At 74.6% G+C, this 13998-nt stretch carries 18 protein-coding genes; 3 read left to right on the top strand and 15 right to left on the bottom strand.

Annotated elements, in window-relative coordinates; translation table 11 throughout:
* From ACPYOM_RS15915 to ACPYOM_RS15905, 3 genes are all read right to left on the bottom strand, one after another.
* On the bottom strand, positions 1–159 hold a 159-nt coding region (locus ACPYOM_RS15915; protein WP_481346707.1), incomplete at its 3' end, for an IMP dehydrogenase.
* A gap of 143 nt (positions 160–302) precedes the next feature.
* Positions 303–1382: a hypothetical protein gene (locus ACPYOM_RS15910; RefSeq protein WP_481346706.1), complete on the bottom strand. Its 1080-nt coding sequence runs from the start codon at positions 1380–1382 to the stop codon at positions 303–305.
* Positions 1379–2008: a sigma-70 family RNA polymerase sigma factor gene (locus tag ACPYOM_RS15905; protein ID WP_481346705.1), complete on the bottom strand. Its 630-nt coding sequence runs from the start codon at positions 2006–2008 to the stop codon at positions 1379–1381. Before ACPYOM_RS15905 ends, ACPYOM_RS15910 begins: the two co-directional genes overlap by 4 nt.
* 317 nt (positions 2009–2325) lie before the next feature.
* Here ACPYOM_RS15905 and ACPYOM_RS15900 point away from each other — a divergent pair, with 317 nt between their 5' ends.
* A complete protein-coding gene (locus ACPYOM_RS15900; RefSeq protein ID WP_481346704.1) occupies positions 2326–2613 on the top strand; it encodes a WhiB family transcriptional regulator in 288 nt (95 codons plus the stop codon).
* 127 nt (positions 2614–2740) lie between these two features.
* Here the strand turns inward: ACPYOM_RS15900 and groL are convergent, their stop codons facing one another.
* Both groL and groES read right to left on the bottom strand, forming a co-directional pair.
* Positions 2741–4357: a chaperonin GroEL gene (groL, locus tag ACPYOM_RS15895; RefSeq protein WP_481341786.1), complete on the bottom strand. Its 1617-nt coding sequence runs from the start codon at positions 4355–4357 to the stop codon at positions 2741–2743.
* A 115-nt stretch (positions 4358–4472) separates the two neighbouring features.
* The gene (gene groES, locus ACPYOM_RS15890; protein ID WP_481341785.1) at positions 4473–4769 is read right to left on the bottom strand and encodes a co-chaperone GroES; all 297 of its coding nucleotides are present in this window, start codon (positions 4767–4769) and stop codon (positions 4473–4475) included.
* 216 nt (positions 4770–4985) lie between these two features.
* Here groES and ACPYOM_RS15885 point away from each other — a divergent pair, with 216 nt between their 5' ends.
* Positions 4986–6248, top strand: a complete 1263-nt coding sequence (locus ACPYOM_RS15885; RefSeq protein WP_481346703.1) for a THUMP-like domain-containing protein — start codon at positions 4986–4988, stop codon at positions 6246–6248.
* Between the two features lie 232 nt (positions 6249–6480).
* Here the strand turns inward: ACPYOM_RS15885 and ACPYOM_RS15880 are convergent, their stop codons facing one another.
* From ACPYOM_RS15880 to ACPYOM_RS15860, 5 genes are all read right to left on the bottom strand, one after another.
* Complete coding sequence (locus ACPYOM_RS15880; protein ID WP_481346702.1) at positions 6481–6969, bottom strand: SRPBCC family protein; 489 nt, start codon at positions 6967–6969, stop codon at positions 6481–6483.
* Positions 6969–7295, bottom strand: coding sequence for an ArsR/SmtB family transcription factor (locus ACPYOM_RS15875; protein ID WP_481346701.1), 327 nt, complete (start codon positions 7293–7295; stop codon positions 6969–6971). The genes ACPYOM_RS15880 and ACPYOM_RS15875 overlap by 1 nt, the downstream gene beginning before the upstream one ends.
* Before the next feature lie 48 nt (positions 7296–7343).
* Positions 7344–8171 (bottom strand): PfkB family carbohydrate kinase, encoded by an 828-nt coding sequence (locus ACPYOM_RS15870; protein WP_481346700.1) that lies wholly within the window; start codon positions 8169–8171, stop codon positions 7344–7346.
* Positions 8168–9169, bottom strand: coding sequence for a nucleoside hydrolase (locus tag ACPYOM_RS15865; RefSeq protein ID WP_481346699.1), 1002 nt, complete (start codon positions 9167–9169; stop codon positions 8168–8170). Before ACPYOM_RS15865 ends, ACPYOM_RS15870 begins: the two co-directional genes overlap by 4 nt.
* Positions 9170–9251: 82 nt before the next feature.
* The gene (locus tag ACPYOM_RS15860; RefSeq protein ID WP_481346698.1) at positions 9252–9593 is read right to left on the bottom strand and encodes a hypothetical protein; all 342 of its coding nucleotides are present in this window, start codon (positions 9591–9593) and stop codon (positions 9252–9254) included.
* Between ACPYOM_RS15860 and ACPYOM_RS15855 the strand changes: the two genes are divergently transcribed.
* Positions 9562–10584, top strand: coding sequence for a glycoside hydrolase family 3 N-terminal domain-containing protein (locus ACPYOM_RS15855; RefSeq protein ID WP_481346697.1), 1023 nt, complete (start codon positions 9562–9564; stop codon positions 10582–10584). The genes ACPYOM_RS15860 and ACPYOM_RS15855 overlap by 32 nt on opposite strands.
* A gap of 18 nt (positions 10585–10602) precedes the next feature.
* Here the strand turns inward: ACPYOM_RS15855 and tsaD are convergent, their stop codons facing one another.
* The 5 genes from tsaD to ACPYOM_RS15830 all read right to left on the bottom strand — a co-directional run.
* On the bottom strand, positions 10603–11649 hold the full coding sequence (gene tsaD, locus ACPYOM_RS15850; protein WP_481341778.1) for a tRNA (adenosine(37)-N6)-threonylcarbamoyltransferase complex transferase subunit TsaD: 1047 nt from the start codon (positions 11647–11649) through the stop codon (positions 10603–10605).
* Positions 11642–12136 (bottom strand): ribosomal protein S18-alanine N-acetyltransferase, encoded by a 495-nt coding sequence (rimI, locus tag ACPYOM_RS15845; protein ID WP_481346696.1) that lies wholly within the window; start codon positions 12134–12136, stop codon positions 11642–11644. The genes tsaD and rimI overlap by 8 nt, the downstream gene beginning before the upstream one ends.
* 5 nt (positions 12137–12141) lie before the next feature.
* Positions 12142–12867, bottom strand: a complete 726-nt coding sequence (gene tsaB, locus ACPYOM_RS15840) for a tRNA (adenosine(37)-N6)-threonylcarbamoyltransferase complex dimerization subunit type 1 TsaB (protein ID WP_481346695.1) — start codon at positions 12865–12867, stop codon at positions 12142–12144.
* 31 nt (positions 12868–12898) lie between these two features.
* Entirely contained in the window at positions 12899–13381 is a 483-nt protein-coding gene (gene tsaE, locus ACPYOM_RS15835) for a tRNA (adenosine(37)-N6)-threonylcarbamoyltransferase complex ATPase subunit type 1 TsaE (RefSeq protein ID WP_481341775.1), read from the bottom strand.
* Between the two features lie 3 nt (positions 13382–13384).
* A partial coding sequence (locus ACPYOM_RS15830) for an alpha/beta fold hydrolase (protein ID WP_481346694.1) occupies positions 13385–13998 on the bottom strand: 614 nt, incomplete at its 5' end.

Below are 13998 nucleotides of genomic sequence, written 5' to 3'. Positions count from 1 at the left end.
GATGAGGGGCGTGCGGATGGACAGCTCGCGCGTCAGGCGCGTCGTCGTGTCGATGTCGGTGGGGGCGAGGTCGCTGTACCCCGGCAGCAGGAGCACGTCGTCGTAGGTCAGGCCCATCTGGGCGAACGGGGCCGGCACATCAGACGATCCGAGACTCATTGGCCAAGTCTAAAGGCTGCGACAGGCCCCTCCGGACGCCCTCCCGGCCGTCTCCCGGTCGCCCTCCCGTACGCCCTCCCGGACACCTCGCCTGACGCGATGACGGGTTCCACCCCCACCCCGAGCGGGGGGCGCGCCGGCGGTCAGAGAGCCGGCGCCGCGGGGGCCGCGTCGGTTCCGAGCAGGTCGCGGAGCGCGGTCACCGTCTCGTCGACGAGGGCCAGCGCCTCGCCGGCGCCGGCCACCGCTGCGGCCGAGGCGTCCGTGCCGGACCCGGAGCCCGTGCCGCGACCGGTCGGGCTCGGGCGGCCGGTGAGGGGCGTGGCCGGCGGGACGGGCGCCGTCGGCACGGCCGAGGGGCGCGCCGCACCACCGGTGCCGCCTGCGCTCGTCCCGCTCGCTCCGCTCGTTCCGCTCGGTGCCGGGCCGCTCAGCGGCTGGGCCAGCGGGGACGGCGGGGTCGATGACGTCGCGGGGGTGGGCGTCCCCGTGGCGCCGCCCTTGGGCCCCGGCTTGCCCTTGGGTGCCTTCGTGGTCTTCGTGGCCTTCGTGGCCTCGCCGGTCGAGGTCTGGGCCGGGTCCTGGCTCTCGTCCTCGGCGGTGTCGCCCTGGCCGTCCGGGGCGCCCGGCTGGCCGACGCCGGCGCCGCTCGTACCACCGGCACCGGCGCCGCCCTGGGCGCCGCCCGCGGCATCGGCCCGGCCCGCGTCACCCGGGTTGCCGGTGCGGCGCGAGGCCGCACCGGGAGCGCCCGGGACCCCGGCTGCCTCGATCGCCGCGGCCTGAGCGGGCGGGAGCAGGACGATGGCCCCGTCCGCCCGCCGGACCAGGACGAGGTTGCGGGCCGCGGTCGTGCCGGCCGTCTGCGGCAGACCGAGCCTCGAGAACAGGCCGCTCGGCGCGGAGCTGCGCGCGCTGTCCTCCATCTCCTGCAGGACCCGGACGTGGTCGGCGTGGCTCGGGCCGCGGTCCGGCAGCGAGACCGCTGCCGCGACACCCGCGCCGGACGCGGCGATGGCGAGCGCGGCGAAGGCGCCGAGGTAGCGGTGCCGGGTGCGTCGGCCTCGGTGCGCCGTGCGCCCGGGCAGCGCGGTGTCGGCGTGCGCCGCGAGGGCACCGAGCAGGACGGCCACGGGCTCGCCGGGGTCGGCACCGCGCGCGCCGATGCGGTCGAGGAGCAGGTCGTCGGCGACGAGGTCGTCGATCGGGTACAGGTCGGTCATGCCACGTCACCCGCCTCGGCCTCGGCGACGAGGGTGCGCAGCTTGCCGAGCGCCCGGTGCTGGGCGACGCGGACGGCGCCGGCGGACATCCCCAGGGCGCCCGCGGTCTCGTCCGCCGAGAGCCCGACGGCGACCCGGAGGATGAGGATCTCGCGCTGCTGGGCCGGCAGCCGCTGCATGAGCTCCATCGCGACGGCGGCCTGGTCGCGCATCACGGCGACCGACTCGGGCGTCGGCGCCTCGTCGGGGCCGTCCGGCACCTCCGGCACCGGCGCCGGACCGCGCATCGCGGCACGCTGCGCGTCGGCCAGCTTGCGCGAGGTGATCGTGTAGACGAACGCTTCGAACGGCAGGCCGCGCTCCTCGTAGGTCGGCAGGGCCGTCATGACAGCCATGCACACCTCCTGGGCGACGTCCTGCGCGGTGTCCTCGGCACCGAACCGGCCGAGGCGGACACGGGCGTACTTCAGGGCCAGCTCCCGCACCCGGGCCAGCAGCAGCTCGTGGGCGCGGGGATCGCGGCCGGAGAGCGCCGCGAGGTCACGGAGGGGCCGTGCGTCCACCCGGTCCATCGCGTCGACGCCGCTCGGTGTTACGCGCGCCCACGGGGAGCGTCCCGGACCCATTGCACCTCGTTCCCCCGATGGTCGTGTGTCGTGGCCGCGAGGCCGTCGTCGTGCCCGTCCGCGCTCCTGCAGAGCGCCCTCATGGTAGTGGGTCGGACCGCGCCCGGGACGCTCGAGAGGCCGTCGCCCCGGGGGCCGCGGAGGTCCCCCGACGAGCATGCCATCTGGTTGGCAAGTCTTGAACAAGTCTTGAAGATTCTGCTCTTTAACCGTGGTCGCGGGCCCGGTTAGCGTCGATGGCGCGGCCCTGCATGGGGAAACCTCCGGCCGCCCGTTGGCCCCGGCGGCCCCACCCGCCCGACCCGAAAGACGAGTTCATGGCTGAGATCACCCGCCTGCCGGGACCGGTTGCCGACCTCTGGGACTGGCAGCTCGACGGAGCGTGCCGCGGGGTCAGCCCCGACGTGTTCTTCCACCCCGAGGGCGAACGCGGTCCGCGCCGGCGCAACCGCGACGCCGAGGCCAAGGCCGTCTGCGCGGGCTGCCCCGTCGTGGAGGCCTGCCGCTCGCACGCCCTCGAGGTGCGCGAGCCCTACGGGGTCTGGGGCGGGCTGACCGAGGGTGAGCGCGAGCTGCTCTACGACACGGTGCAGGCGGCGTCCTGACGCACCGCCCCACGACAGGCGGCGTGCCGGGGCCGGCAGGACCACCGGACACACAACCACCGGACCTACCGGAACGCGGAGAGGGCCGCTCCCCCAGGGGAGCGGCCCTCTCTCTGTGCGTGTGAGGTCAGTGACCGTGGCCGTGGCCGTGGCCGCCGACGCCCTCCGGCTCCTCCTCGGGCTTCTCGACGACGAGCGTGTCGGTCGTCAGGATCATCGAGGCGATCGACGCGGCGTTGCGCAGCGCGGAACGCGTCACCTTGACCGGGTCGATGACGCCGGCGCCGATGAGGTCGCCGTACTCGCCGGTCGCGGCGTTGAGGCCCTGACCGATCGCCATCTCGGCCACCTTGGAGGTGACGACGTAGCCCTGCAGGCCGGCGTTCTCGGCGATCCAGCGCAGCGGCTCCTGCACCGCCTTCTTGACGATCGCGGCACCGGTGGCCTCGTCGCCGGACAGGCCGAGCCCATCGATGACGGTCGAGGCGTGGATGAGGGCGGTGCCGCCACCGGCGACGATGCCCTCCTCGATCGCGGCACGCGTCGCGGAGATCGCGTCCTCGATGCGGTGCTTCTTCTCCTTGAGCTCGACCTCGGTGTGCGCGCCGACCTTGATGACGCAGACGCCACCGGCGAGCTTGGCGAGGCGCTCCTGGAGCTTCTCGCGGTCCCAGTCGGAGTCGGTGCGCTCGATCTCGGCCTTGATCTGGTTGACGCGGCCGACGACCTCGGACTCCTCGCCCGCACCGTCGATGATGGTCGTGTCGTCCTTGGTGATGACGACGCGGCGGGCCTGGCCGAGGACGGTCAGGTCGGCCTGGTCGAGCGAGAGCCCGACCTCGGGGGCGATGACCTGGCCACCGGTGAGCACGGCGATGTCCTGGAGCATCGCCTTGCGGCGGTCGCCGAAGCCGGGAGCCTTTACGGCGGCGACGTTGAACGTGCCGCGGATCTTGTTGACGACGAGCGTCGAGAGGGCCTCGCCCTCGACGTCCTCGGCGATGATGAGCAGCGGCTTGCCGGACTGCACGACCTTCTCGAGGACGGGCAGCACCTCGGCGACCGCGGAGATCTTGCCCTGGTTGATGAGGACGTAGGCGTCCTCGAGGACGGTCTCCATGCGCTCGGCGTCGGTGACGAAGTACGCCGAGAGGTAGCCCTTGTCGAACTGCATGCCCTCGGTGAACTCGAGCTCGGTGGCGGTCGTCGAGGACTCCTCGACGGTGATGACGCCGTCCTTGCCGACCTTGTCGAAGGCCTCGCCGATGAGGCCGCCGAGGGTGGCGTCCTGGGCCGAGAGGGTCGCGACGGAGGCGATCTCGTCCTTGCCGTCGACGTCGCGGGCGTGCTTGAGCAGCTCGTCGTTGACGGCGCTGACGGCCTTGTCCATACCGCGCTTCAGGGCGGCCGGTGCGGCACCGGCGGTGACGTTGCGCAGGCCCTCCTTGACCATGGCCTGGGCGAGGACGGTCGCCGTCGTCGTGCCGTCACCGGCGATGTCGTTGGTCTTGGTCGCGACCTCCTTGGCGAGCTGCGCGCCGAGGTTCTCGTACGCGTCCTCGAGCTCGACCTCGCGGGCGATCGTCACACCGTCGTTGGTGATGGTGGGGGCGCCCCACTTCTTGTCGATGACGACGTTGCGGCCCTTGGGGCCGAGCGTCACCTTGACGGCGTTGGCGAGCGCGTCGACGCCGCGCTCGAGGGACTTACGGGCGGAGTCGTCGAACTCCAGCATCTTGGCCATGGTGTTCCTTCTGGCTCGGGTGTTGCGGTGGCGTTGGTGGGGCCGGGAACCGGACGCACCCCGGGAGTCCCCGGTCGGGGCTCACCGGGGTGCGGTCACGGCTGAGGGTGTCGGGTCAGCCGACGACGGCGAGCACGTCGCGCGCGGAGAGGATGAGGTACTCCTCGCCGCCGTACTTGACCTCGGTGCCGCCGTACTTGCTGTAGATGACCTTGTCGCCGACCTTGACGTCGAGCGGGACGCGCTCGGTGCCGTTGTCGTTGAAGCGGCCGGGGCCGACGGCGAGGACCTCGCCCTCCTGCGGCTTCTCCTTGGCGGTGTCGGGGATGACGAGGCCGGACGCGGTGGTCTGCTCGGCCTCGAGGGACTTGACGACGATGCGGTCCTCGAGCGGCTTGATGGAAACCGACACGGTGGTGACCTTCCCTTCGGGACAGTCGGAGTTGACTTGCGGACTGTGGGCTCTTCGAGGCTGGCCGCCGTCGCGGGGGTCGACCTCCCTCGAGGAGGGCGCTGGCACTTTCAGGCCGAGAGTGCCAGCACGAGCAAATCTAGGTTTGCCGTTAGCACTCGGTCAAGTCGAGTGCCAGAACTCGGGTGTCGTGTCCTCGGCTGGCAGGATGGCGGCATGGACCCGGCGATGGTCGACCGCCTCGCGACCGGCCAGGGTTGGGCCCTGCTCCGGTCGCTGCCGCCGTACGACGAGGCCTCCGCCCTGCACCTGCAGACCCGCCTCCGCGAGGCCGGTTACGACGCCGACCTCGTCGCCGCGGCGCTCAACCAGTCACGGCTGCGGGCCCGGGGCACGGAGAAGTTCGGCGACTTCGCGGCGGGGATGCTCTTCACCGCCGACGGGCTGGAGCAGTCCACCCGCCTCGGCGTCGCGGCCCGGCACGCCCACCGGTACGTCGCGGCGGGCCTCGAGGAGGTCTGGGACCTCGGGTGCGGGCTGGGCGCCGACGCGATGGCGTTCGCCAGCCTGGACCTGCGGGTCCGCGGGGTCGAGGCCGACGAGACCACCGCGCGGATCGCCGCGGTCAACCTCCGCCACTGGCCCGCCGCGCGCGTCGAGGTCGGCCGCGCGGAGGACGTCGCCCTGCCCGGCTCCCCCGGCGGCAGGCCCACGGTGGCCGACGCGTCGCGGGTCGGCGTGTGGCTCGACCCGGCCCGACGCGTCACCGGAGTGGCGGACGTCCGCGGCCGGACGCGTCGGGTCTTCTCCCTCGATGCCATCTCGCCCTCGTGGCAGCAGGTGCTCGCCGTGGCCGAGGCGGTCCCGGCCACGGGTGCGAAGCTGTCGCCGGGGTTCCCGCACGGGGCCCTGCCCGTCGGGGCCGAGGCCCAGTGGACCTCCTGGCACGGCGAAGTTCTCGAGTGCGCCGTGTGGTGGGGGCCGCTCGTCCAGCACCCGGGCCGGACCGCGTCGGTGAGCAGCACGACGTCGACCCACGTCGTCACCGAGGCCGACGCGGCGGCCGGGGCGGGCGTCGAGCCCGTCGCCTCGGTGTCGCGCGTGGGAGCCTGGCTCTACGAGCCCGACCGGGCGGTCATCCGCGCCGGCCTGACCGGTGCGCTCGTCGCCGCGACCGACGGGCGGGAGCTCGCGACGGGCGTCGGCTACGTCGGTGCCGACCATGCGGTCGACGTGCCGTGGGCCCGCCGCTTCCGGGTCGACGCCGCGATGCCGCTGTCGACCAAGCACCTCGCACGGTGGCTGCGCGACCAGGGGTTCGACCGGGTCACCGTCAAGAAGCGCGGCGTCACCCTCGACGCGGACCGGCTGCGTCGGCAGCTGAAGATGACGGGGCGCGGCAAGGGCGGCTCCGAGGCGACGCTCGTCGTGACCCGGGTGGCCGGCGGCCAGGTCGCGCTCGTCGTCACCCCCGCCTGACGCCCCGATCCCACGGGCGTCCACGCCCGGTTCGTCCGTGCCTCTTGCGCCTCCTCGTCGGTGGTCTGCCACGGACCAGGAGACCTGACGCCGACGAGGCGCCGGAGTGCGTACGAAGAGGAGACGTCCACGCGCGGCCGGAGGCGTGTCGTTGCAGATCGCGCGGGCGCCGTCCGGTGCGACCGGGGAGGGAGCGCAGGGCCGAGCTCGGCGGTCGACGGACCCGTCGGCGTCAGGTGCCTGCCCGGTACCGGGCGTGAAGGGCGGTCCAGGTGGCGTCCCACTCGGGCAGGTCCTCGCCCGAGAGGTCGGCCGCGAGGCGCCGCACGTAGGTGTCCCAGCCGGCGGCGTACCCCGCGACGCGGGCGGCGTCGAGGCGGGCGTGGCGCAGCACGAGGCGCGCGCCGTCCCCGTCCGGCGTCACCGCGACCGTGACGAGGGTGGCGACCTCGCCGACCGGCCACTCCCAGACCAGGCGCGTCGGGGCCTGGCACGAGACGACGCGGCAGTGCGGGGTGTCGGCGTCGTCGAAGTGGATCGTGAAGAAGCCGCCCTCGCGCAGGTCGCCGCTGACCGAGGCGAACCACCGGGCCAGGCGGGCGGGGTCGGTGCACGCCTGCCACAGGTCGGCGGGCGTCGTCGCGTAGTGCCGGTCGAACACCACGGTCACGGTGTCGCCCGCCTGCTCGATGCGGCCCAGCACGCGGGTCAGCTCGGTCATCACGTCTCCTTCGTCGCTGCCCGCTGCCCGCGGGCCACCTCGGTGTCGAGGGCGTCGAGCCGCTGCCCCCAGAACGCGCGGACGTCGCGGCACCACTGCTCGACCTCGTCGAGCGCACCGGGCACGAGCCGGTAGACGCGCCGCTGGCCGTCCGGCCGCGCCTCGACGACGCCTGCCTCGCGCAGCACCCGCAGGTGCCGCGAGACGCCGGGCCGAGCGACGTCGAACAGCGCCGCCACGTCACCGGCCGTCAGCTCGGCCCGCGCGAGGTTCTCGACGATGGTCCGACGCGTCGGGTCGGTCAGCGCCTCCCACGTCCGGTTCACCCGATGAGCGTAACACTCCGGTTACGTAACCGGAAGGGTACGAAGCGGTCAGAGCGCCCCGTCCGGCTGGGCCCCGGACCACCGCACCGCGTCGGCGCCGGCCCGGTTGGCCGCCTCGAGCGCCGAACGGTCGTCCGCACCGGCCGCGAGCGCCGCGGCGAGGGCGCCGCAGAACGCGTCGCCCGCCCCGACGGTGTCGACCACCTCCCCGGCCGGCACGGCCAGGCCGTCGACCTGCTCGAGCCCCCACCGGGCTCCGGCCGCGCCGAAGGTGACGAGCAGCGAGCCGGGCACGAGGTCGGAGTCGGCGAGCTGGCGCATCTCCGACTCGTTGACGACGACGGGGTCGCCGACGGCGACCGCATCGGGCAGCACCGGGGCGTACGGGGCCAGGTTGAGCACGACCCTGGCCCCCGCCCGGTGCGCTGCGAGCGCAGCCCGGGCGACGAGGTCGAGCGGTACCTCGAGCGAGCAGAGCAGCACGTCGCCCGGGACCAGCCCCACCGCCTCGAGCGCCGCGTCCGCCACCCGCTCGTTGGCCCCCGGCACGACGACGATCGTGTTCTCGCCGGCCTCGTCGACGGTGATGTACGCGGTGCCGGTCGGCGCGTCGGGCACCCGGGTCACGGCCGGCTCGACACCGGCCGCGGACAGGCGCGCCACGTAGGCCTCGCCGGCCTCGTCGGCCCCGACCGCGCCGACCATGACGACTCGGGCACCCGCCCGTCTGGCCGCCAGGGCCTGGTTGCCGCCCTTGCCCCCGGCGAACCGACCCGCGGCCTCGCCGAGCAGCGTCTCGCCGGGCAGCGGGTGGCGCTCGACGCGGGTCACGACGTCGACGTTGAGCGACCCGAGGACGACCACGCGGCCCGTCACGGCTGCTCCACCTGCTCGGCTGCGAGGAGCGTCTCGACCCAGAGGCGCGCGTAGCGCTCGCCGTCGACCCCGAGCGCCACGTCGACGCGGACGGGTGCCTCGCCGTGGGGGTCGTGCGCGCGGGCATCCTCCCACTCACGGCGGTCGACGATGGTGCGGCCCCGCGACCAGGTCCCGGCGAGCTCGACCCGCATCGGGAGCGTGCGGGTGCGCAGCGCGCCGCGGTCGATGACGGCGCAGACGGCCCCGGCGTCGCCGATCGTCGAGGCGTCACCGAGCCGGACGCGCTGGTGCTCCATGAGCCGGCCGCCGAGCTCGGCAGGGCCCCGGCCACCCACGGCGACGAGCCGGGCCGAGTCCGCACGGTTCACGACGGGCGCGTAGAACACGTCGAGGCCGTACATGGTGACGCGGATGCCGAGCTCGGCGGCGGCGTCGAGGACGATCGCGGCGGCCTCCGGGTCGTGGAAGACGTTGAACTCGGCCGAGGCCGTCGCGTTGCCGACGTCGGCCGCGCCGCCCATGAAGACGATCTCGGCAATGCCGCTCACGACGTCGGGGTAGGTGCGCAGCAGCAGCGCGATGTTCGTCAGGGGTGCCAGCGGCACGAGTGTCACCGGACGTCCCTGCGCCGCCGCGTCCCGGCACACGTCGCGCAGCAGCTCGACGCCGTGCCGCGGGTCGGGCCGTGTCGTCGGGGCCGGCCAGCCGAGGTCGGCCATCCCGTCCTCACCGTGCACGTGTCGCGCGTGCAGGGCCGGCTCGAGCAGCGGCCGGTCGGCACCCCTGGCCACCGGCACGTCGGTCCGCCCCGCGGTCTGCAGGACCAGCAGCGTGTTGCGCACGACGTCGTCGACCGGTGCGTTCCCGCCGACGCACGAGACCGCCCGCAGCTCGAGGGCGGGGTGCAGCGCGGCCAGCAGCAGGGCGCAGGCGTCGTCGACGCCCGTGTCGACGTCGAGCACGACCGGCACGGGTGGGATGGGGCTGGTGGTCACGTCGGCACCGTACCGTCCGCGCCGGCGCCGCCCGGCGTCGGCGAGTGGGCGCACACCACGCGGGTCCGGTGGGACGTCGGCGTTAGGGTCGGGTGGTGAACGAGCGCGCGCCCCGACGTCCCCGCCGCGGCCGACCCCGTGGAGGCGGCCGGGCACGGCTCGGCGCCCTCGTGGCGGTGACCGCGGTGGGCCTCCTCGCGGCGTGCTCGTCGACCCCCGGGCCGACCGCCACCTCCTCCCCGGCCGGCACGACGCCGCCCGGCACGACCGCCGGCGCATCGACGCAGCCACCCACGTCCACCGCTCCGGCCACCTCACCGGCCACGACGTCCCCCACGACTCCCGCCACCCCGACGCCGACCCGGTCCTGCGCCGAGCGCATCGTGGACGGGATGAGCGCGACCCAGCGCGCCGGACAGCTCATCATGGTCGGCCTCGACGCCGATGCGGACCGCACGAGCCTCGACGCGCTCGTCCAGGCCCGCCACCTCGGCGGCGTCATCCTCCTCGGCGGGTGGCACGCCGGGGCCGCCCACGTCGAGGCCACGACCCGCCACCTCGCCTCGCTCGCCGGACCCGCCACGGCCGGGCTGGGCCTGCTCGTCGCCGCCGACCAGGAGGGCGGCGCCGTGCAGCAGCTGCAGGGCGAGGGCTTCAGCACCATCCCCTCGGCCCTCGACCAGACCCGGGACGGCGCCACGGGCCTCGAGGCCGACGCCGCGCGCTGGGCCCGGCAGCTGGCCGCCGCCGGCGTCAACGTCAACCTCGCCCCGGTCGCCGACACCGTGCCCGACTCGGTCGGCCGCGCCAACCAGCCGATCGGCCGGTACGGGCGCGAGTTCTCCGACGACCCGGCCACCAACGCGCGGATGGTCGCCGCGTTCGTGCGCGGCATGCGGGCCGGGGACGTCGCCGCCACCGTCAAGCACTTTCCCGGCCTCGGCCGCATCACCGGCAACACCGACGTGACCGCCACCGGTATCACCGACGGCACGACGACCACGGACGACCCCTACCTCGAGCCGTTCGAGTCGGGCATCCGCGCCGGCGCCGACCTCGTCATGGTCGGCTCGGCGATCTACAGCCGCATCGACCCCGGGACGAACGCCATGTTCTCCCGGGCCGTGGTCACCGACCTGTTGCGGGGCCGCCTCGGCTACGACGGCGTCGTCATCACCGACGACGTCGGCGCCGCGAAGGCCGTCGCCGCCGTGCCGACCGGCGAGCGTGCGACGCGTTTCGTCGCAGCCGGCGGCGACATCGTCCTCACCGCGCGACCCTCGACGGTCGGCGCGATGCACCGGGCCCTCAAGGCGGCCATCGCGGCGGACCCCGGGTTCGCGGCGAAGGTGCAGGCCGCCGCGACCCGGGTCGTCGACCTCAAGGTCCGGATGGGGCTGGCCCGCTGCGACTGACGGGGCGCGCGGCCGCTCTCAGGCGCTGACCGCCTCGACGGGCATCGAGGAGTCGGTCGGCAGCCCGAGGTCGCTCGGCGCACGTCCCTTGGCCACCATCTGCGCCCCGAGCGCTGCGACCATCGCGCCGTTGTCGGTGCACAGGCCCGGACGCGGCACCCGCAGCGTCACCCCGGCCCTGGCGCAGCGCTCCTCAGCGAGGGCCCGCAGGCGCGAGTTGGCGGCGACGCCGCCGCCGATGAGGAGGTGGTCGACGTCGTTGTCCTTGCACGCGAGCAGCGCCTTGCGGGTCAGGACGTCGACGACGGCCTCCTGGAAGCTGGCCGCGACGTCGGCCACGGGTATCGCCTCCCCCGCGCGCTGACGCGTCTCGACCCACCGTGCGACGGCGGTCTTGAGGCCCGAGAAGGAGAAGTCGAACCGGTGCCGCTCGAGGTCGCGCCCGGTCGTCAGTCCGCGCGGGAAGTCGATGGCGACGCGGTTGCCCTCGCGCGCGACCCGGTCGACGTGCGGTCCGCCCGGGAACGGCAGCCCGAGGACGCGGGCCACCTTGTCGAAGGCCTCCCCCGCAGCGTCGTCCATCGTCGCACCCAGCGAGCGGACGTCACCCGTGACGTCGGGCACGAGCAGCAGGGAGGAGTGCCCGCCCGAGACGAGCATCGCCATCGTCGGCTCGGGCAGCGGGCCGTGCTCGACGATGTCGACGGCGACGTGCGAGGCGAGGTGGTTGACGCCGTAGATCGGCCTGTCGAGGGCGACGGCCAGCGCCTTGGCCGACGCGACGCCGACGAGGAGCGCACCGGCGAGGCCGGGCCCGCTGGTGACCGCGATGGCGTCGAGGTCGCGCAGCGTGACGCCCGCCTCGCGGCACGCGCGCTCGATCGTCGGGACCATCGCCTCGAGGTGCGCGCGGCTCGCGACCTCCGGTACGACACCGCCGAAGCGCGCGTGCTCGTCGACGCTGCTGGCGACGGTGTCGACGAGCAGCGTCTGGCCGTGGACGATCCCGACCCCGGTCTCGTCGCAGGACGTCTCGATGCCGAGGACGAGCGGCTCGTCAGCCATGGGTCTCCTTCCCGAGCAGGAGGCGCATGACGAGGGCGTCGACGCCTCCGGGCTGGTAGTAGCGGCGGCGGACCGAGATGACCTCGAACCCGGCGCGGTCGTAGAGGCGGCGGGCGGCGTCGTTGTCGGCGCGCACCTCGAGCAGGACCGCCTCGACGCCGTGGGCGCGGGCGCGTCGGAGCAGCTCCTCGAGCAGGAGCCGGCCGACGCCGCGCGCCTGGTGGGTCGGCGCCGTGGCGACGGTCATGACATCGGCGGTCTCGCCGGCGAGGTCGAGGCCGGCGTACCCGGCGACGGCGCCACCGGCATCGAGCGCGACGACGTACTCGCGGCGCGGCCGGGCGGCGAGCTCGGACCACCACGTCTGCGGGGACCACGCGTCGTCGGCGAACAGCTGCTCCTCCAGCGCGGCCAGCGTCGGCAGGTCGGTCCACTCGAGCTCGCGCAGGATGACGCCCTGGGCGGGGACCGGGCCCGGTGTCGCCACGGCGCTCACCCGAGCGTCGACTTGGTCGAGGGGGCGGCCGGAGCGGCGTCGGGACGGCGCAGGTAGAGCGGCTCGAGACCGTCGAAGCCGTCCCCGGGGTCGACGAGCTGCAGGGTGGCTGCACCGGACGCGGGCGTCGTCGCGCCACCGGCTCCGAGGCGTCGCACCGCGAGGTCGGCGAGCGCGCCGGCATCGACGTCGAGCGGCTCGACGGCGCCGGGGAGCGCGTCGGGGTAGAGCAGCGGACCGCGTCCGGCCGCCGGCAGGTCGCGCAGGTCGGGCTCGAGGTCTCCCGCGCGAGCGACGACCGGGTCGAGGACGCGGATGGCACCGGCGTCGTCCAGCGCGTACCGCGCGGCGTAGACCTCCTTGCGGCGGGCGTCGGTCGCGACGAGCAGGTCGCCACGACGCCCGCCGAGCCACGCCTCGTGCGCGATGGCGTCGAGGCTCGTCAGTCCGCGCACCGGCAGCCCGAGCGCGAAGCCGAAGGTGCGCCCGGTGACGATCCCGACGCGCAGCCCGGTGAACGGGCCCGGGCCGATGCCGACGACGACGTGCGTGACGTCGGCCGGTGCGGCGTCCACGTCGGCGAGGACCGACCGGATCCCGGGGGCGAGGTGCTCGGCGTGGGCTCGCGCGTCGAGGGTCGTGGCCCGGGCCAGGACCGACGACCCGTCGTGCAGGGCGACGGTGATGGCCGTCGTCGAGGTGTCGATGGCGAGCAGGAGCACGCGCGTCAGGCTATCCGAGGCGTGCCCGCACTCATGAAGAGGCGGTGGGGTCGTGGGCGAGGTCCTCGAGCACCGCGTCCCAGCGCGAGCCGACGCCGTCGATGCGCACCGTGCGCACGTCGTCACCGGTCAGCGTCAGCTCGAGCCGCTCGTCGCTCAGCTGCTCGGCCAGGCCGGCTCCCCACTCGACCACGGTGACGCTCGCCTCGAGGTCTGCGTCGAGGTCGAGGTCGTCCAGCTCGATCGCGCTGCCGAGACGGTAGGCGTCGACGTGCACGAGGGCCGGGCCACCGACGAGCGAGGGATGGACCCGGGCGATGACGAACGTCGGCGAGGTGATCGGGCCGCGCACCCCCAGCCCCTCGGCGATGCCCTGGGTCAGGGTCGTCTTGCCGGCGCCGAGGTCGCCGGTGAGGACGAGGAGGTCACCGCCGCACAGGAGGCGCCCGAGCCGGCGTCCGAACGCCTGGGTGTCCTCGGTCGACCGCCAGGTCAGCGTCGCCGTGGCCGCCACGACTCAGCCCTCGCGCGCCGGGCGAGCCGCCCGGCCGCGCCTGCCGCGTCGGCGCTGCAGGCGGACGAGGTCGTCGGCCTGCTGTTCGAGGCGACGCTGCCGGCGCGTCTTGGCGACGTCGGTGACGATGCGGCGCACCCGGGGCTGGCGCTCCACGGGGAGCTCCTCGGCGCGGGCGCGCGCCGACTGCTCGACGAGGGCGACGAGCTGCGCGTTCAGCAGGTCGGGGTGCTCGAGCATGATGACGTGGCCGGCGTCGTTGACGACGACGTGCTCGGCACCCGGGATCGCCTCGACGATGAGCTCGCTGTGCGAGGGCGGCGTCAGGATGTCCTCGCGGCCGTTGAAGACGAGCACGATGGCGTGCCGGAAGGCGGCGAGGGCCGGACGCTTGTCGAACCCGTCGAAGGTCTTGATGTAGTCGTTGACGACGTCGAGCGGCGTGCCGAGGAGCATGTCCGCCGTGTAGCGCACGACCGAGCGCGGCACCGGCGAGTGGAACGAGTTCTGCTCGACGAGGAAGTGCTCGAGGTCGCGGCCGACCCGCCGGATCCGTGAGAACAGCTCGGGCCGGGTGCTGAGCGGCGTCAGGACGCTCGGGCCGAGCCGCTCGAGCA

The sequence above is a fragment of the Monashia sp. HAY1-2A genome (assembly GCF_056755315.1).
This window is presented reverse-complemented; position numbering and strand designations above follow the sequence as displayed.